This window comes from Shewanella sp. 125m-7 (assembly GCF_052977045.1).
In genome coordinates this window covers 1-21,179 of the sequence record NZ_JBRILQ010000062.1, presented here as the reverse complement: position 1 = coordinate 21,179, position 21,179 = coordinate 1, and the positions used below count along the sequence as shown (strand labels likewise).

General features: G+C 44.4%; 10 protein-coding genes. 7 read left to right on the top strand and 3 right to left on the bottom strand.

Annotated elements, in window-relative coordinates; translation table 11 throughout:
• Nucleotides 1–663: 663 nt before the first annotated feature.
• From ACVBIL_RS19405 to ACVBIL_RS19375, 7 genes are all read left to right on the top strand, one after another.
• Nucleotides 664–1,725, top strand: a complete 1,062-nt coding sequence (locus tag ACVBIL_RS19405; protein ID WP_447168582.1) for an efflux RND transporter periplasmic adaptor subunit — start codon at nucleotides 664–666, stop codon at nucleotides 1,723–1,725.
• Between the two features lie 106 nt (nucleotides 1,726–1,831).
• Entirely contained in the window at nucleotides 1,832–5,143 is a 3,312-nt protein-coding gene (locus ACVBIL_RS19400; protein ID WP_447168581.1) for an efflux RND transporter permease subunit, read from the top strand.
• A complete protein-coding gene (locus ACVBIL_RS19395) occupies nucleotides 5,140–8,217 on the top strand; it encodes an efflux RND transporter permease subunit (RefSeq protein WP_447168580.1) in 3,078 nt (1,025 codons plus the stop codon). Before ACVBIL_RS19400 ends, ACVBIL_RS19395 begins: the two co-directional genes overlap by 4 nt.
• Before the next feature lie 362 nt (nucleotides 8,218–8,579).
• Nucleotides 8,580–10,892, top strand: coding sequence for a hypothetical protein (locus ACVBIL_RS19390; RefSeq protein WP_447168579.1), 2,313 nt, complete (start codon nucleotides 8,580–8,582; stop codon nucleotides 10,890–10,892).
• A 336-nt stretch (nucleotides 10,893–11,228) separates the two neighbouring features.
• Nucleotides 11,229–12,596, top strand: coding sequence for a sigma-54 interaction domain-containing protein (locus ACVBIL_RS19385; protein WP_447168578.1), 1,368 nt, complete (start codon nucleotides 11,229–11,231; stop codon nucleotides 12,594–12,596).
• Nucleotides 12,597–12,635: 39 nt separating this feature from the next.
• Nucleotides 12,636–13,427: a DsbA family protein gene (locus ACVBIL_RS19380; RefSeq protein ID WP_447168577.1), complete on the top strand. Its 792-nt coding sequence runs from the start codon at nucleotides 12,636–12,638 to the stop codon at nucleotides 13,425–13,427.
• 1,001 nt (nucleotides 13,428–14,428) lie between these two features.
• The gene (locus tag ACVBIL_RS19375) at nucleotides 14,429–16,774 is read left to right on the top strand and encodes a hypothetical protein (protein ID WP_447168576.1); all 2,346 of its coding nucleotides are present in this window, start codon (nucleotides 14,429–14,431) and stop codon (nucleotides 16,772–16,774) included.
• Between the two features lie 139 nt (nucleotides 16,775–16,913).
• Here ACVBIL_RS19375 and ACVBIL_RS19370 read toward each other — a convergent pair whose 3' ends face one another.
• The 3 genes from ACVBIL_RS19370 to ACVBIL_RS19360 form a co-directional block, all read right to left on the bottom strand.
• Nucleotides 16,914–19,979 carry an Ig-like domain-containing protein gene (locus ACVBIL_RS19370; protein WP_447168575.1) on the bottom strand — a complete coding sequence of 1,022 codons (3,066 nt, stop codon included), beginning with the start codon at nucleotides 19,977–19,979 and terminating at the stop codon, nucleotides 16,914–16,916.
• A gap of 549 nt (nucleotides 19,980–20,528) precedes the next feature.
• Nucleotides 20,529–20,702 (bottom strand): Trm112 family protein, encoded by a 174-nt coding sequence (locus ACVBIL_RS19365; RefSeq protein WP_447168574.1) that lies wholly within the window; start codon nucleotides 20,700–20,702, stop codon nucleotides 20,529–20,531.
• An 11-nt stretch (nucleotides 20,703–20,713) separates the two neighbouring features.
• The coding region (locus ACVBIL_RS19360) for a tetraacyldisaccharide 4'-kinase (RefSeq protein ID WP_447168573.1) at nucleotides 20,714–21,179 on the bottom strand (466 nt) is incomplete at its 5' end.

Below are 21,179 nucleotides of genomic sequence, written 5' to 3'. Positions count from 1 at the left end.
GGTGATGCTAAACGTGACTTTGTCGACTTAGATAAACGCGGTTAACAGCTTATTGATGCGCTCATTTAAACTCGTCACTTAAAGCTGAGCTAAAATAAGCTGTAATTACAGCTAACACCCATCGTACTCAACATGTGAGGGGGAGCATCCTCAAACTGTACATTCACGCAGTTTATGCCGATAAAACTCAAACAAGCATGATGAATTTACCCATCTAAGATTGCCAAGCTAGTGCGCACAATTTGGTATAACTCGACAAATAAAATTCATCATGAAAAATGCTAATATTTGCAAAATATCAGCTTTAGCTTAGCGAAACGCGCGATATTGATTGCGACTCCGACCTAAAGCTCCCATAAAAAAGCCGCTACAAACGTAAAATATCGATAAGCAAAACATGCCTATAAACAAAAAATGGCTATAAAACCAAACAATCCCCCACGTAAAGGCTTATGTAAAGACATGTACAATGACATGGATAAAGACACTAATCGTAACCTTTGTTAAAAAAACCAACATTTGCACCTTTTCGCTACATCTTACGTAACCAAACATCAAAATAATAACAACAACCACGTAAACCACTGATATAGAATAACTTTCACTTATGGCACACATCCTGCTTTATCAGACCTATCGAAAGTTGAATTAAGGTCTGCTTACATGGAAACGTTAAATAAAAATAGAATCATTCTACCTCTACTACTCGCAACACTATTAAGTGCCTGTGGCGAAGAAGAGCAAGCCAAGGAAGAAGAGAAGTATGCAGTTCCGGTCGAAACAGCCACGGTTATTCAAGGTGATGTTTCTTCTTTCTACAGTACAACCGCCACATTAGAAGCACCACAAGAAGCGAAAGTGGTTACCCGAGTGGCTGGTCTCATTCAAGCTATCAAGGTTGAAGAAGGCGACAGAGTGACCAAGGGGCAATTATTGGCCGTAATCGATTCTAAGAGACAGAAGTTCGATTTAGACCGCTCTCAGGCAGAAGTTGAAATCATTGAGCAAGAATTAAATCGCCTTAAAAAAATCAGCAATAAAGAATTTTTCAGTGCCGACTCTATGGCAAAACTTGAATATAACCTGCAAGCAGCAATAGCGAAGCGAGATTTAGCTGCGCTTTATGTGCAAGAGAGCATGATCCGCTCACCTATCGATGGCATCGTTGCCACCCGCTTTGTGAAGTCTGGCAACATGGCTAAAGAGTTTGATGAACTGTTTTATGTGATTAATCAAGACGAACTCTACGGCATCGTACATCTACCAGAACAGCAACTACAACACTTACGCCTAGGGCAAGATGCTGAAGTTTATGCCAACAAGCACACCCAAGACACGACTCATGCAAGGGTACTGCGGATTAGCCCTATTGTAGATGCACAAAGCGGAACATTTAAAGTTACGTTATCAGTACCTAATCAAAATGCCACGCTTAAAGCCGGTATGTTCACTCGCGTCGAGCTTAAATACGACACCCACAATAACGTCATAACCGTGCCCTATAACGCCGTAATCAACCAAGATAACGAGTTTGCCCTTTATGTGATCGATGGCGAAAGCGCCAATCGCCGCGCCGTTTCTCTTGGCTATCGCGAAGCCGATACCGTTGAAGTCGTTGCGGGAATCGAGCCAGGTGAGCAGATCGTGATCCGCGGCCAACAAAATTTAAAAGACCAATCCTTAGTTGAAGTGATCAACTCTGTCGACTTAGCGTCAGCTAAATAGATAAGGCTATCACCATGTCTATTATCAAAAATGTCGACGTCATATCAGCCATTGAACTGATTACTTTTTCAGACCGAGAGTCAGCTAAAAAAATGGGGAGCACCCTATGTCTATTATAAAAACTGCGGTTAATCGACCGGTAACAGTATGGATGTTTATGTTTGCGGTCATTCTTTTCGGCATGGTGGGCTTTTCCCGTCTAGCCGTTAAGCTTTTACCCGACTTGAGCTACCCAACCATCACTATTCGTACCCAATATATTGGTGCAGCGCCTGTCGAGGTTGAACAACTTGTCTCAAAACCGATTGAAGAAGCGGCGGGCATTGTCAAAGGTCTTAGAAAAATCAGCTCTATTTCTCGCTCAGGCATGTCAGATGTGGTGCTCGAGTTTGAATGGGGCACAGATATGGATATGGCCAGCCTCGATGTGCGAGAAAAGCTCGACACGATTGAACTGCCCCTTGATGTTAAAAAGCCATTATTACTGCGCTTCAACCCCAACCTCGACCCCATAGTACGACTCGCCTTGTCGGTTCCCGAAACAAGCGATAGCGCGTCTGAAGCCATGAGCGAAACTGAGCTTAAGCAGATGCGCACCTATGCCGAAGAGGAGCTAAAACGCCAGCTAGAATCGTTGACCGGTGTGGCTGCGGTCAGGCTATCTGGGGGGTTACAGCAAGAAGTCCATATTCAACTTAATCAACAACAACTCACCCAGCTCAACTTAAGTGCGGACCTAATCCGTAACCGCATCGCAGAAGAGAACATTAATCTATCTGCAGGTAAAGTCATACAAGGGGACAAAGAATATTTAGTCCGTACCCTTAACCAATTTAACTCCCTAGACGAGTTAGGTCAGATAGTGATCTACCGCGATGAGCAGACGTTAGTACGTCTATTTGAAGTCGCGCAAATTGTCGATGCCTATAAAGAACGTAATGACATCACTCGCATTGAGGATAAAGAATCGATTGAGCTGGCGATTTATAAAGAAGGTGATGCCAATACTGTTGCGGTTGCCCGCAAAGTCACAGCAGAGCTAGACAAATTAAACGAGCGAAACGCCAAAGCCGAACTAAAAGTCATTTACGATCAGTCTGAATTTATTGAAAGTGCCGTTAATGAAGTCACCAGCGCAGCCCTAATCGGTAGTTTACTCTCTATGCTAGTCATCTACCTGTTCCTACGAGACATCATTCCAACCCTTATTATCTCAATTTCTATTCCGTTCTCGGTCATTGCCACTTTTAACATGATGTACTTTGCCGATATCAGCCTTAACATCATGTCGTTAGGAGGAATAGCACTCGCCGTTGGTTTATTGGTCGATAATGCCATCGTGGTGTTAGAGAACATCGACCGCTGTAAATCCCTTGGGATGAATAGGCTTGAAGCGGCCGTGACCGGCACCAAAGAGGTCGCCGGCGCAATTTTTGCCTCAACCTTGACCACACTCGCAGTATTTGTGCCGTTAGTGTTTGTCGACGGTGTGGCTGGTGCGCTGTTTTCCGACCAAGCATTAACCGTGACCTTCGCCCTACTCGCTTCCTTGCTTGTGGCATTAACGACTATTCCTATGCTTGCCTCCCGTGAGGGCTTTAAAGCACTGCCGCCATTGTTAGATAAAAGCATTAAGCCAAAGCCTCAAACTAAAATCGCCAAATTGAAGCATTACAGCGCCACTGTGTTCTCGTTTCCTTTTGTTTTGCTTTTTAACTACCTGCCAAGCGCACTATTAACCTTAGTGTTAATCATTGGTCGTAGCCTATCTTGGCTAGCGGGACTCATAATGCGCCCAATTAGCGGCGTGTTTAACTGGGGTTATCACACGTTAGAGCGCTTTTATCATCGACTTTTGGCTGCGGCGCTAAAATTTCGTCTACTGACGTTATTGATTGCCCTTGGCGTTACAGCAAGTGCGGCGCTATTAGTGCCAAGGCTAGGTATGGAGTTGATCCCACCTATGAATCAAGGTGAGTTCTATGTGGAGGTTTTACTGCCACCGGGAACAGAAGTGGCCCAAACCGACAGAGTACTAAGAACCCTAGCGCTGTCGATTAAAGATAGAAATGATGTAAAACACGCCTATAGCCAAGCTGGTAGCGGTGGTTTGATGACCTCAGACACCTCACGAGGCGGCGAAAATTGGGGCCGTTTACAGGTCGTACTCAGCGATCACAATGCCTTTGATGCCGTCGCGAATAAGCTACGTGTAACAGCAATGCGCATTCCAGAGCTTGAAGCCAAAGTTCAACACCCTGAACTATTCAGTTTTAAGACGCCACTTGAGATTGAGCTGGTTGGCTACGATCTCGGCCAGCTTAAACAAACTGCCGATAACTTGGTTGATGCTCTATCAGATTCTGACCGTTTTGCCGATATCAATACCAGCCTGCGTGATGGTCAGCCTGAACTAAGCATTCGCTTTGATCATGAGCGATTAGCGGCGCTCAGCATGGACGCCCCAACTGTTGCTAACCGTATCGCCCAAAGAATTGGTGGCACGATTGCGAGTCAGTACACGGTTCGCGACCGTAAAATTGATATTTTAGTGCGTAGTGAGCTTGATGAACGCAATCAGATAAGCGATATCGACTCGATGATCATTAACCCTAACAGCTCTCACCCGATCTCACTCAGCGCAGTGGCTGATGTCAGCCTAAAGCTTGGCCCATCGGCAATTAACCGCATTAGCCAACAACGTGTTGCCATAGTGTCGGCCAACTTAGCCTATGGTGATCTGAATGATGCGGTACTCACTGCTCGTAAGATTCTCGCGGCGCAGACGCTGCCAACATCGATTCAAGCCCGCTTTGGTGGACAAAATGAAGAGATGGAGCATTCATTCAAGTCACTACAAATTGCTCTCGTGCTCGCTGTATTTTTGGTCTACCTAGTGATGGCGAGCCAGTTTGAGTCTTTACTGCATCCACTGCTTATTCTTATCGCAGTGCCTATGGCGGTCGGCGGTAGTATTTTCGGCTTATTTATCACTAATACTCACTTAAGTGTGGTGGTATTTATCGGGCTTATCATGCTGGCCGGTATCGTTGTCAATAACGCGATCGTATTGGTCGATAGAATCAACCAACTGCGCCAACATGGTGAAGACAAACTTACTGCAATCTCAAACGCGGCTAAATCTCGTTTGCGCCCCATTATCATGACTACCATGACAACCGCGCTCGGACTGTCACCCATGGCATTAGGACTTGGAGATGGCAGTGAGGTACGTGCGCCAATGGCCATTACGGTAATTTTTGGTCTGTCGCTATCAACACTACTGACTTTGGTGGTGATCCCCGTGCTTTATTCCCTCTTTGATCGAAAAGAGTTTGAGCCAAAGGAACTAAACCAAACCGGCAATGACAATACAGCTCAAAAGAGTGACTTAGAACTTGAAGGAGGCGAGGCATGAATATCACCCGCTTAGCCATCGCCAGACCTGTAACCACCACCATGTTTTTTGTGGCAATACTGTTGTTTGGCTTAGCCTCAAGCAGATTATTGCCACTGGAGATGTTTCCTGGCATCGATATTCCACAAGTGATTGTTGAGGTGCCCTATAAAGGTTCAACACCCACTGAGGTTGAACGTGACATCACCAACGTTCTGGAGGAGTCATTAGCGACTATGGGCGGTATTGAAGAGCTGCGTTCAAGTTCTTCACAAAATGGCGCCGAAATTGAGCTAAGAATGAAATGGGGAGAAAACGTTGCCACCAAAAGCCTAGAGGCGCGCGAGAAAGTCGATGCTGTGCGTCACTTACTGCCAAATGATGTTGAACGAGTGTTTATCAGGCAATTTAGTACTGCCGATATGCCAGTACTAAATTTGCGAATATCCAGTGACCGTGAACTGTCGAGCGCATTTGATCTGCTTGATAAACAGCTCAAGAAACCGCTTGAACGAGTAGAAGGCGTATCACAAGTTACGCTTTATGGCGTCGAGCAAAAACAGATTGAAATTCGTATCAATGCCGACAAACTTGCATCGAGCAACATTTCAGTTCAAGCGCTTAACCGCCGTTTACAGCGAGAAAACTTTGTCATTAACGCGGGAGTGCTAAAAACTAACTCTCGCGTGTATCAAGTCTCGCCAAAAGGCGAATTTAGAAACTTAGATGACATTACCGCCTTAGTGCTCGCGCCGGGGATCACCTTAGGGGATATTGCAACGGTCAGCTTTTCACTGCCAGAGCGCCTAGATGGTCGTCATTTAGATCAAAACTACGCGGTCGGCTTAGATGTCTTTAAAGAGTCGGGCGCGAATCTAGTCGATGTATCAGAGCGAGTGATGAAAGTCATTGATGCCGCTAAGCAAGACTCTCAGTTTCAAGGTATTAAGTTATTTGTCATGGAAGATCAAGCCTATGGCGTTACCTCGTCATTGCGTGATCTGCTTGGTGCAGGCCTTATTGGTGCCCTGCTCTCTTTTATCGTGTTGTATCTATTTCTGCGCGATCTAAAAATGACGCTCGTCGTAGTGTCATCTGTGCCTATTGCCATCTGTATGACGTTAGCTGCCATGTATCTACTCGGCTATAGCTTAAATATTTTATCCATGATGGGGCTACTGCTTGCGGTAGGTATGCTGATTGATAACGCCGTTGTCGTTACCGAAAGTGTATTGCAGGAAAAACAGACTTTAGACGCCGCTAGCACAGCGCAAGAAACTCGCACCGCCCCGATGAAAAGCAGTGATATTCTTCGTGGCGTCGATAAAGTCTCGCTTGCCGTACTGGCCGGCACGCTAACCACCGCGATTGTATTTTTACCCAATATATTTGGCGTCAAAGTCGAGCTCACTATCTTCTTAGAACATGTGGCCATCGCTATCTGTATCTCCCTTGCCGCGTCTTTGTTAGTCGCGAAAACCTTATTGCCATTAATGCTAAGTAAAATGACTTTTAAGGTAAAAAAGACGGCTAAACAGAGTCGCCTGCAAACTAATTATCGCCGCAGCCTAAACTGGATTTTGGCCCACCCGCGACTATCAGGCGTGTTAGCCATAGTGATCTTAGTCTCGACGGCACTGCCGCTCAGTATGGTCAAACAAGATCAATCCGATGGCGAGGGAAACAACCGACTGTACATCAACTATCAAGTCGAAGGACGCCACAGCTTAGAGGTCACCGAAGCGATGATCACTAAGATGGAAACCTACCTTTATGCCAATAAAGACACGTTCCAAATAGACTCGGTATACAGCTATTTCTCGGCCGATAGAGGTCAATCGACGCTTATTTTAAAAGAAGACACTGAAGTCGATATGAAAGCGCTAAAGAAAACCATACGAGAGGGCTTTCCAAAGTTTGCCATCGCCAAACCGCAATTTGGTTGGGGTGGCGAGAACAATGGCGTTCGCGTTTCGCTCACAGGGCGCTCAACCACAGAGCTTATCCACCTTAGCGAGCAAGTCATTCCTTTGCTTAGCAATATTGATGGGCTAACGGACGTGCGCTCTGAATTAAATGGCGCACAGCAAGAAGTGGTGATCCGCATCGACCGCCAGATGGCAGCAAGGCTCGACTTAAAGCTTAATGAAGTCGCGTCGAGTATCTCGATGGCGTTACGTGGCTCTCCTCTGCGCTCATTTCGTCATGATCCCAGCGGTGAGCTGCGGATCGAGATGGCGTTTGAGCAGCAATGGCGCTTATCGCTTGAGAAGTTAAAACAACTGCCTGTGATCCGCATCGATAACCGCGTTTATACCTTAGACAGCTTGGCTAAGATCGAGATCTTACCTAGATTCGATACTATCAGACACTATGACAGACAAACGGCGCTCGCTATCGGGGCTAACTTAGATGAGCTGACCACAGAAGAAGCACAGGAAAAAATCACTCAGGTGATGGACAACGTTAACTTCCCTGCAGGTTACGGCTATTCATTAAGAGGTGGCTTTCAAAAGCAAGATGAAGATGAAGCGGTAATGGCAACCAATATGATATTGGCGATTGCGATGATCTATATCGTCATGGCAGCCCTATTTGAGTCACTGCTGTTACCCACGGCGATTATCACCTCGATTCTATTTTCGATTACCGGCGTATTTTGGGCTCTGTTATTCACAGGTACGCCGATGTCGATTATGGCGATGATTGGCATCTTGATTTTGATGGGAATAGTGGTCAATAACGGCATTGTATTGGTGGATCAAATCAATCAACTTTCACCAGAACTTAACGAACTATCCGACACCATTAGCGCCGTATGCTACACGAGGCTGCGCCCGGTATTAATGACCGTTGGCACCACAGTATTAGGCTTAGTGCCACTTGCCATGGGTGATACGCAGCTCGGTGGTGGAGGACCGTCCTATTCGCCAATGGCGATTGCGATTATTGGCGGCCTCACCTTCTCAACTGTGACGAGTCTGTACTTGGTGCCCTTGTGTTATCAAGCACTTTATAGAATGCGACATCGCAGTGCGATACGTCTTGGCCAAGCTGATAGGTTTTCAAGAAGGTTATTACCTTGGATGAGTTAACGGTGATTAAAGCCAAGCTTAGTGAAGCTAAACACATGTAATACATAATTTATTGCTGAATCGATTATTGTCGGTTATTTAACTGGATCGAATATAAAGTATGTCCCCCAAAAGCCAAGGCTAAATGCAAGCCTTGGCTTTTCATTCTCCATAGTATCCATCCCTTTTGCTCAGCTCTGCAAAACTGTTTCACATTTGAAACACAATAACTAACTGAAATACCTAAAAATAATCTAACCTTCAGGTTACTGTGACACTTGCCCGCGTTAAGTAAAACATAACCACATGAATAATAACGAATAAATACTTGGCACTAACTATGTATAAATGTTGATGTGATACGTTTTATAAGGTAATAGATTATGAGTATTTCAACAGCTCGTTTCTCACTCTTACCTATGTTCGCAGCACTTGTTCTTGCAGGACTGCCGATAGTGGCTAACGCTCTATCGGGTGCAATTTTTACTACCACTAGCGACGGTGGCATAGTTAATGAAAATGTGAGATATGAGAGTAAATTAGATGTCTATCTAGATGGTGGACCTAGGATGAATGCACCGGCTTCTGCAGCGGCGCTTCCTGATGGCAATTACTATTTTCAGGTCACCGACCCAAGTGGTAAAGACCTGTTATCACGAGACCACATTAGTTGTCGTGAAATAACAATAGAAAATGGTGTCATTACGGCGTACCCCGGTAGTGGAGGAAGCAATTACGTCAAAGATAAAGGCGTATGGAAGGCTGTATCCTGTACTGAGTACCCAACCAATGGTAACAAAACCATGGCGGTCCACGAATTTAACCCTGATATGGACCACGGTGGATCACCTCTCTTTGCCATGGTCATTCAGCTCTACCCATACGATGACACTCCTAACAAAGGTGGGGTGTATAAAACTTGGATCACCCCCGTTGATAACTACGCGCCCGTTAATGAATTCGATAGCGGTAGCGGTATGGGGGCTACGAATCAGCCTAACCAAGAGGGCTACCAAGCGGGTAACTTCCATGGTTTCATTCCGCGTTATGCAAAAACCGATAATTTTAAGGTGAAAGAGAAGAAACCACAGTACGGTATTATCGCACTGCGTAACTACCATGATGCCAACTTAAACTGTCGTTTGGACTTGGGCGAGAAGTTTATCTGGCAATGGCAATATGGTATCGAAGATGGCTTAAATGTACGTAATGACGATCACACCAATGACGAGTCAAGTGGCGACCCAACCACTATCTTGCTTAAAGAGGCACTAGGCCAGTTAAATGACACATGGTCTTTAGACCACTTCAGATGGACAGAGCATCAAGACAAGAACCTCAACAGTCAGTATTTCACCACATCAGGTTATGTTCATGACTACCAAGCGTTTAGCTCTCTCAATACCGGCCCAGAGGATCCTAATCTTTGGGATGGCGATGACGCTAATGACTTTATCCAGCGCTTCGTCATGGAAATGCCTTGTCCTGATTTGTTTGATGACGGCTTAGCGCCACATACCAGTAATGAGTTCTCTGATTTTATCCCTGCAGCCTTAGGTGTAGAGCCTATGGTAGCTAGCGATCCACAGATCACTCTTACATTAAGTCAGGTGGGTTTTGCTAATATTGCGGTTAAAAAAGTATTCGATACCAATAATAATGGTATCCATGATGCCAACGAAGTTGGGATAGCCAACTGGCCAGTTCGATTAAAGTATGCACCTAGCTTACTTGAGTCTAACGGTGGCCCTATACCCGATACTATCAGTAGCACGGTTAATAAAGACGTGTATGACGAAGTGGTAGCACGCTTTGGACTCACCGCCGACCCGATCCTAGAAAACGGTTATGCAAACCGCATAACAGATGCCAACGGTATGATGACCTTCAGCGTTCTATTACCAAATGGTTATGGTGATGCACCGCTAACTCCTTATCCTACTGACTTCTATCAGGTAGAAGAGGCATCTGCTCAAGGTTGGAAAGCAACATCAAGTATTACCATTGACTTTGATGTGCGCTCCGAAGCTAGCGGCCCAGATGGTCGATTACCCCCTATCATGGGTAATGCCTACCTAGACAATAGCAGCACGCCTTTAGGTGACGTGGTATTTACTAATATCTGTTTCAAGGAGGCGAGTTTCGGCACTAAAGGTTATTGGCATAACAAAAACGGTCTGGGCGAAATGGAAGCAGCCTTTGTCACAGGTTATATCAATGGCTTAGACCCTTATGACAGCGAAACAAGCTACTTCGGTAAAGGCGATGAGCCATTTGATGGTATGTTCACCAATGGTACACCTGTCGATGCTGCATACAAAAACGACAAGATCACCGATGGAATTTCAGCAGGTGCAGGGACAGTAAAAGCCGAGGTGTCACATTTTCTCATTGATGGTAATGGTGGCGGCGACCCAAGGGAACAACTTGCCCAGCAATTACTGGCATTTTTGTTCAATATTGAGTATCGCCTAGGTGGTGATGCCGTGTTAATGATGCCTGGCGGAGGCACTATGTCTACCGCAGATATCGTTACTGCTGCTATTGCGGCATGGCAAGGTACCGATGCAACGGCTCAGAATGACTATAAGACCTTGCTCGATACCTTTAACAACATGAAGGTTGCCGATGGTAACGGGGTTAAGTATGTACCGAGCGCCCCCGCAGATTGTCCGGCGCTCCCAAGTCCATACTAATGCCTATAACCTAATAGCTATAACCTAATAGCTATAACCAATGCTAATGCTACAACTAATAAGAGCTCAGGGAGGAGCTCGTTTTTTCACCATCAAAAAACACCATATTACCCCTGCTTACTTAACACTGCTTGGAGGCTGAGGCCCACTGTCTCAATATTAAGACAACATAAAAAATAATAATAACCGCGTTTACAAACAATTAGATTACTTAAGACAGTATTACGCAGATGATCCCACATTGTGAGACTTGCGATCCCCCATATACAGCCTAAAATTTGTGCATAACTTATTCTCTACTTGGTAATAAGCACAAGCCCTCTTCTAGACAATACCATGAGCAATTTTAAACATAGCGAGTCACCGATAAGGGAGCTATTGGTATTAAACTTTACCGACCACGATTTTCAAGGAGAGAAAGAACTTAAACCATTCCGTTGGCACTGTATTGTTGCCGACACCTTGCCCGCTGCACTTAAATGTGTCCATTCCTACGACATTAAAGTGGCCATCGCCATTTTTGAATATGATCAAAAACATAGAATACTGCATACCATAAACCAACTAAATGATGATCAAGACAATCAAATCTGGATTGCCATCCCTATCTGCCGACAAAACATGGATGAAAAATTCACCGCGTGTTTAGCCCGCCACTTCGCCGATTATCACCACCAACCTATCGACTGGGACCGATTAAATCACACGCTTGGGCATGCTTATGGAATGGCCGAAATAAAAGATAAATTCCTATCGCAAGATCAAAACTGCAGCGAAAATGTCAAATTTGTTGGTGAGTCGACGCTAATTAAACAACTCAAACGCAATATTTCTAAAGTGGCCGAGACTGATGAAGCCGTTCTCATCAGTGGCGAAACGGGCACAGGCAAAGGACTCTGCGCCCGTTTAATACATTGCCGTTCGAAACGACAGGACGGCCCTCTCATCACCATCAACTGTGGGGCGCTACCACAAAATCTGATCCAATCAGAATTATTTGGTCACGAAAAAGGCGCATTTACCAGCGCAGATAAGCGATACATAGGCCATATCGAAAGAGCACACAATGGCACATTATTTTTAGATGAGATTGGTGACTTATCATTAGAATCCCAAGTCAATCTGTTGCACTTTTTAGAAGAGCATACTATTCAACGCCTAGGCGGAACTAAGACCATAGACATCAATTGTCGAATCATATTTGCCACTCATGTCAATCTGGAGTCCGCCGTAGAAGAGGGGCGATTTCGTGAAGACCTCTACTACAGGATTAATATTTTGCACCTCCACGCACCCAGCCTCAGAGAGCATCCTGAGGACATAGAGTTGCTCGCTAATGAGTACCTTTCTCGCTATAGCCCCGAAAATAGTCAATACACCATAAAGCCAAGCACACTAACAACGATGCAAAAATATGAGTGGCCGGGTAATGTCAGAGAATTAAAAAATCGAATACACAGAGCGGTAATCATGGCCAACAATGAACAGATCTCGACCAAAGATTTAGGCATTAAAACCATGAAACCTCAAGCTGAAAAAAACGTTGTGATCAAGCTGGCTCAGCACCGAATGGACATAGATACCGAACTACTACTTGAAGCTATCAAACGTAATAATCACAACATCACTGCCGCAGCAAAGGATCTCAATGTATCGAGAACGACCTTCTACCGTCTAATCAAAAAATGCAATATTAAACTCTAGCTCTATTCGAACCACTTTAATCAAATCGAGGCCATGGCAATGTTAATCAATAAAAAACTGAATATTTCGATCCTATTAACGTCACTACTGATTGTGGCTTGCCAACCACAAAACGATGCTGACTCGCAAAAAGAGCTAAGCTCGCTTAAAAAAGATATCAGCGAACTGAAACAACAACTTAGCCAAGTATCGAGCCAAGTAAAAGATATTCATAAAATTGCCATGAGCTCGCAAAGACCGCAATATAAAACGCTGCCCACACAGGAAAACTTTAATGCCAATGCCAGCCTTCCCTTGCTGGGCGATAACAAGGCTAAGCTGGCAATTATCGAGTTTTCTGACTACCAATGCCCTTATTGCAAACGCTTTATCGATCAAACATTCACTAAACTAAAATCCAATTATATTGATACTGGTAAAGTCCAATATCTGACCCGAGATTTTCCATTAAACTTTCATCCTAAGGCCAAAGGCGCCGCTATTGCCGCTAATTGTAGCCTGCAACAAAATGCCTACTGGCCAATGCGAGATTCACTATTTAACAATATGAACCAGCTCGATGATGAGCTCTACCTACAAACAGCCACAGACTTATCTCTAGATATGACTAAGTTTAGCGATTGCCTTGCAGATGAGGAGATGCTCAATAAGGTGCAGCAAGACGTCGCCTATGGCTCATCGATAGGGATTAGAGGCACGCCAAGCTTTATTGTTGGCACAATAGAAAACAATCAATTGATAAATCCACGACTGGTGGTTGGCGCACAAAGTTATGAAACATTTGCCTTGTTACTTGATGAACTTATGGAAAAATCGGCTAAAAGCGATTGAATAACTGTAACCAACAAGGCTACAAAGGCTGGTCTCACCAATGACCATACAGCAGCAAAGGTTACGCTGCTGTATTAGGGAATATCACCATGCTAGTACCAGTGAAATAGATCGCTTACTGGCAATGTTTCTATTAGTAACGTCTTCTATTAACAACTTATTCTATTAAAATTGTTTTCTATAATAACTCAAGAACAAGGATATTGAGTTTGACGACAGTGTAACTCTGCGGCCATTAAGCACAGTGACAGTCACAATGACATTAACTGCGCCAGCAATTCACCTTAAACCAGCTCTCCCCGTCACGGCACAATAACCACAAGTTCAGCGCACAACATTTTATCTCCCAAATCGTACTTTAAAACACAATTGTATAAATCTAGCTTATAGAGGCTGTTGGCCAACTAAGTCTGTGTAATAAAGAAATGAACACCTGAGCATCTGAATTTAAAAAGCGGAATATTAAAACACTAAATATAATTCGAACGTATTTGATTGATATATCGTGAATCTTATGTGAGATAAAACAATCAATACCATCGATTTAATCGTATTTACTCTGCATTCCCTCAACACTCACTTCTACATAGCAGTAACTGTAACTGGCGTTACAGTACAGTGTCCATTTGAACACTTATGTAAGCAAAACCCTTTAAAACAATCACTTAAGGCGAAGATCCAATTCCCTCTGTGTTAACAGTGATACAACTGCATGCTTCAAAATCGGCTCGCAGACAAATTAATCACTATATTCAACCACTTAACTCGTCGGCTTGATACTTGCTTACTCCTAGAGCATAAGTTTGAGTTTCACCTTTCTGCGAGCATGTAACTAACGCTTGTTTTAATCAGGTAATTAACCTTATCGGCAAATATGTCGACCATAGCCTCACCAAGGTGCAACGCCAAACTTTTACATACGCTAAGCAGCACATTTAATGACAATGTTCAAAGAACTAAGCACGTTTTATCCATATTCACTTATTAAGATGGTAAATATTATGAAACGATTTAAATGCAAACGACTTATCAAAGCGCTAGGTATTGCGCTGATAAGTTCAACGACCCTTTATGCAGTGACAGGCCTAAGCACGGCGAATGCCGGAGCATACGATTGGCTGAAGTTGACACCAGAGCAAAATCCAGAGAAATTCTGTATGGCAGACGCCTACTTAATGAAAGCGGGTAACAAACTTGCTCAGGACTCACTAAACTGTACCGCAAATGATGTAGAAATCACCCGAGTGGATCCAGTTGATCCCAGCGCAGAGTGTAACTTAGGACAAGTGTTCACCTTCCTTGCCGATGTGACAGTTCGAACCAACGCTAATGCGCGTTGGGATACCACCTTCTATCTCCCTTTGACCGAAGCAAGCCCACAAATTGTACACGGTCCAGGTCTTCGTGATTGTAGTATGATCTTACCCATCCCCGGTAACAGCGGCGAGACTGCCGATGTTCAGTTAGATGGTGACCAATGTGGTGATATCACCAAGGCGTTAGGCCCAGATGAGTATGTGCTCAGCAATGAGCCTATCACTATGTTATGTGTCGATAATGATGGTAATAATCAAGCAGACTTCACCTACTGTGCAGCCTGGGATAACATCGAACGCAGTAACTGTACCTATGGAGAAGACCCTTATGCGGGTCAAATCCCTAACAACAAATCAAAATGTAACTGTGACACCTTTAATATTGATGTCTTTATCAAACCTACCCCGCCAGTAGTCACGAAAACACTCACTAGCGTCTCAACCCGTAGTGAGTCTGGTGGCGAGTTTAGCTATACCGTTAGCTTTACTAATCCCAACGCACAAACATCACTGTTTATCACATCGCTAACTGATGAAATTGATATTGGTGGTGAGGGAACATTCGATAAATCAGTTGACCTGTGGAACGGCCTAGATACAGTCTTACCTGGAGTAGACGGAGTCTATCTGACTGCGACGAACTGTTCGATGCCTGCTAACGGCGGTGAAATTCTGCCTAGTGCTACCTACAGTTGTGCCTTTACGGTTCATATTGTCGACAGGGACTTACCTAACGACCAAAGCCCTGAGTTCTATGATGACTTAGTCAAGCTCGCACTGATAGATAAGAACGGAGATGCCGTTGTTGATGGTGATAGCTGTGCAGCCATTCCAGGCAGTATTGCAGGCGATCATTGTAGTAACGAAGTGACCGTGCAGATCACCAATCTGCCTCCTGCAATTACCGTGACCAAGACGACAGATAAAACGTTTGTATTGGAACCCGGTGCAAATGTTGAGTTTACCGTTAAAGTCGACAATGATGCCGCATTCTGGGACTCTCCAATGACTCTCACAAAGCTGGATGACACCGTCTTTGGTGATCTGCTTGCTGATGAGTGTTCTGCAGTGTCCACATCTATAGCTTTAGGTGGTACGTATACTTGTACGTTTACCAAATTTATTGGCGGTGATGCCGGTGATAAACACTCAAATACAGTGTCTGCCACAGCTATCGATGATGAGCATGATCAGGCGACGGGTAATGATACTGCCATGGTCGATATCCGTGATGTACCCTCGTCAATCACTCTAGTTAAAACCGCAAATCCAACAGAGGTGCTTGAAACCGGTGACGATCCAACTAACTACAGCAACGTTAGCTACAACTTTACCTTTAGCGTCAATCCAGGTGTGGATGACGTAACCTTCACGAGCCTCACAGATGATAAGTTTGCCACCTTAACGGGTGAGTGTATGGTCGATAGTAAAAACGGTAACCCTATCACTCCTACAGCCCTTAATGGCTTTGTGTTACAGCCTGAAGAGTACGCAAGCTGTGATATCACCAAGGGATTACAGGGTAATGCGGGTGATACTCACAAAAACACGGCTACCATCAGAGGTATCGATGAAGATGGTCAAGATGTGGATGCATCTGATAATGCACTTGTGACCTTTACGCCTCAGGCTCCTGATACCGATATGGCATTTGCAACCAGTATGCTAGTGGTATTAGAGCTTACCAACGCAGGTATTGAGGATGTGACGTTAACTGAACTCACAGTGAGAGGGGTACCCGTTGTCCATAATAACGCACACACTGAGTTTATTATTCTGAATGCCGCCAACGGCGAACATGCAGGTACATCTTACTCACCTTGTACTATCGGTACGGTACTTGGATATAATGGTTCAGGCAGCGAGAACTATACCTGTGCCTTTACTATTGAGCTCAAACCGGGTGTAGAAAACACTGACCCAATCACCTTCCTATCTGCTGGTGTTGATGGTGTCGTCGCTGTGGTAGAAGATGATGAAGGAGATAAGGTAACCAATGGCGTCGCTGTTGAAGTTAATACCGTTGAGTAAATAGCAAGACTCTACAATTAACGGTACTATTATTAACAGTTCGTAAGCTTAAAATGACAAAAGGGTGACGGTAAATACCGCCACCCTTTTTATATCGCTATCTATTGCGGTGTACACTTCATTGAAGTCATGTCATCCGCTATTTATTGCCATTGCCTCCACCGCCAGAGTTAGTCAGGCTCAGACTAACAGATGCCGTTGCAGTCTTATCGCCATCACTGATGGTATAGCTAAAACTGTCGCTACTCTTAAAGCTCTTTGCCGGCGAGTAAATCACTTGACCATTACCGTTTATCTGTACGCTTCCTTTTGCCCCCTGACTCACTGAAACAATCGTCAATTCATCATTCTCAGCATCCCAGTCATTTGCTAGCACATCAATAACCACAGATGTTTTAGAAGACATAATCACGCTATCATTGACCGCAACAGGCGCGGTATTAGCAGCAGGTTTAACCGTATAACTCACAGTGGTGTTACCTAAATACTCTGTTTCATTCGCATTTTGAGCGTTAACGCCAATGTTAAATGATCCGGCCTCTGCCTCTGTGCCTGACGTAACGCTAATATTCATTACCGTACTAGCTCCAGGTGCTAACGTCACCTGCGTCGAACTCGCGCTCCAACCACTAGGTACCTCAGCAAACACATCAAATACAGTCTCTGAACACGCTTCGCTGTCTTGACTTGTTACTGTCGCACTGTAACTCACTTGTGTCCCTGCGGTAACTTCAGCCCCTTGAGGATTGGAAATCACAATCAAAGGCGCAGCCAATGTACAAGTTGGCAGCGGCTTTGTAACCGTATAACTCGCGATATCATTGCCAATATAGCGAATATCGGCGCGATTCTGAGCACTAAGATCGAAATCATAGGTGCCATCTTGCGCAACTGTCGATGACTGCACATTTAAGCTGATCATTTGGCTCTGACCCGGCGCTAAACTCACCCCTAACTTATCTGCGCTCCACCCTTGTGGTACGTTAGCGGTCACATCAAAATCACTGCTTGTACAACTGCTGCTATCTTGACTAGTGATGGTTCCGCGATAAGTAGCAATCTCTCCCGGAGCCAATTCACCACTGTTATCAACTGACAAGACAAATCTTGGGTTAGCCATTACGCATGACTCAACAGGAGAGTCAACGACATAACTTACAATACCAGTCTGAGCGAAAGTATTGTCACTGCTATCTACTGCTGTTATGGCGATATCGTAAAAACCATCAATAGCGGATTCTGTAGAACTGACGTTAAGCGTCACAGTCCCACTCATCCCTGGCGCCAAGTTGAGGCTATTTGGGGTCACCGTCCAGCCACTAGGCACGAGTGCTGACAGTTCATAACCCGATATTGCGCAGCCCTCACTATCATTGTTCGTCACCGATGCGCTATAAGCCACTGTCGTTCCGGGTGCTACCCATGCACTTTCATTAGGCAATAATGACAAGCTAGGATTGGCTTTAACACAGCTTAAACCCGAATAACTAACATTAACACTTGCACCAGAGGCGTCGGCCCACTCAGTAGTAATAGTGACTCCTGCATCAGGATCGCTATAACTGACCCCAGCCAACAAAGCAGCATCATCATAGTCATAGATACCACTATTTGGCGTCATATCGATAAGCAAATTACTCTGCATATCGTTACCCTTTGCAAGGTGAAGCACTACACCATCTAGAATACCGTTTTTATCTTTGAGGAAATCATCGAAACCTATCGCCTGACGATACTCAAGGTAATACCACAGAGGTGATCCGGTTTCGGCATCGGTTCCACGTCGTACTTTAATTCCCTTTGCTTTACCTGTTGGTGCAGTTTCATAAGGTTCGAGTTGATAACTACCGTCGGTCTCTGCAGTGATGACTTCACCAGCAGCAGATGTAATCCAGCCAAGTTGCTGTTTACTAAATGCATTAAAATGACCCGTTACACCGGATTTCCCCATGATATCCATGGTATCGCCATACTCAAATGACATACAGCGGCCCGTTAACACCCCTTCTGAACAGTCATAATCTTTAGCATGATGCAAGCCAAAGTTATGTCCTAGCTCATGACCTACGGTGCGTAATGTCATAGAACCATTGATAAAAGCACGAGAAGGGTTACCACCAATCGTACCCTGACCAGTCCAGCCACAGTCAGTGTTCTCTGGATAGATGTAAACCCAGCGGTCATATTCTGATACGTCGATTCCACTGCCGATAACGGCTTGACGGCCATAGTTATCAATATCATTGGTTCTGCAGGTCGCGTCTATCGGTAAAGTAAAATAGCCTTGTACATCGCCGCTTAACCATGTTTGACCGTAAGATGCCTCCTGATAAAAATCATTTACCGTGCCAAAAACTAATTCCTGCGCTTCTTCTGCAGTCCAAGGCTGACTGGTATTGTTTTGGAAGTTAACCAAAACAACCAGTGTACGCTGCTCACCTAAAGTATTAGACAAGCTAGACTCAGAAACTCCGGTAAGAGTAGAGCTAGCGAGAAGCTGTAGACTATCGGATGTATCGCTAAGCACTAGGGCACTTGGCTCGTCCTGCTCAATGTTTGCTTGGCTAAACATCCAACCTTTAGCTTTTACGCCCATGCCCGTTTTTAGTTCTTCAGATTTGATATCTTTACTAAGGTGGAGCTCTATGCGGCGGCCATCGGTCTTTAACCAATGACGCAGTTGGCTCTGACTACCATTGTCATAGTCAACGTATGCCACTTCTAGTTCACCAGTAAGCTCACGCTTTTGGGTCAGCATTGCCAACACATCTTTTGGCATACCAACTCTTGCCGAATCAGGAAGCACTGCACGAACTGCCGCTTCAGGATCGGATTTAACCAAATCATTAAGTAATAGCTGACGCGCTTTAACGTGAGTAATTAAGTCTTGTTTGAGCTGCTGCTTAGTAGACTGGTTCGCTCGACGAAACTCCGCCATACGATTAGAAAGTGCTAAAGTCTGATCTTCAACTTGTCGCTTATGAGGGTTTGCTTTTTTACGTTGAGTATAGCTCTCGCCATGACTCTGACTATAATTGACCGTTCCATTATTGTCTGAGGTGCCAGGATACCTGGCATCCGTTACGGGGGTGGCTGTAGAAGCTACTGAAAAAGTAAAAGCTGAAAAAGCCAATAATGTAGTGGCGGATAGCTTCAAAATCCTGGCAGCCGAACGCGATGCCAATTTGACATTGTTGTTATTCAAATATCATTACCCCTAAGAGTCGAACGAACTTATTTAAACCTGTCTGACGACAGATTTCTCATTTTGGTATTATCGGTATGAAAATTAATAAATCATCATCGAACAGAAGGATAAAAACCTTGCTGGCTCTAGGTTTGACTAGAGCGACCTGGCGGCATACTAACAAAGAGAGAGATTGAATTACAAACAAGAATTGATCATTTTTTGATCGATCGCGCACTTTTTAATCAATTCCCACCTAAGTAATTGAAACGCGATATTGATATGAGAATTTAAATTTACGCTGATAATTTATACGGTGCACTCTTTGGATTGATTAACCTGAACTCGGGATAATGAGTGATTTAAATGCCTGTATTTTACTAAAGAAGTAAAACTTTATGATATACCGCTTTATTCATGTTGTTAATGATCAGCTTGATTAGCATTGAATTCTGGAATAATAACTAACATCAGCTTATCTAATCTAAATCCATGATATTAAAGAAGCCCTTATTAGACATTAATAAAAAAGCGCCATAGAGGCGCTTTCATCATCACACATAAAACTTACTCAGCCAAAGGCTCGGCTTTGTTTTCAAGTAACACTGGAATGCCATCATTGATTGGATAAGCCAGTTTATCTGCCTTGCAGATCAGTTGCTGGGCGTCTTTGTTGTATTCAAGTTTGCCTTTACACACTGGACACGCAACGATTTCGAGTAATTTTTTATCAAATGCCATTTCGAATGCCTTTACTTATCTGCTACCAACCGATCAATTTTGGCCAGTAGTTGTTTATCAAATGAGGGAGATAGCTTCGCATCTACTGCGAGATACCACCAGTTATCTTTTGCAAATTCGCGACATTTCACCGCATCTTTTTCGGTCATCACCAACAAACGCCCGTTGGCCAGTTCATTCAGCGTCGATTCACTGTAAGTGCTATGGTCATCAAATGCTTGTGACAGCTCTATTTGATAACCTTGCTCAGTTAACGTATCAAAGAAGCGCTGTGGATTACCAATTCCGGCCATCGCCACTAAAGGCTGTGACTGACTCGGTGGCAAGCTAGCATCATGTTGGCTTGATACTGGTAACCATTTCGATGGTTCAAGCAGCATCTGTTGCTCAACGACCTTGCTGTTATCAACATTGATGTTATCAACATTGATGTTATCAACATTGATGTTATCAACATTGATGTTATCAACATTGATG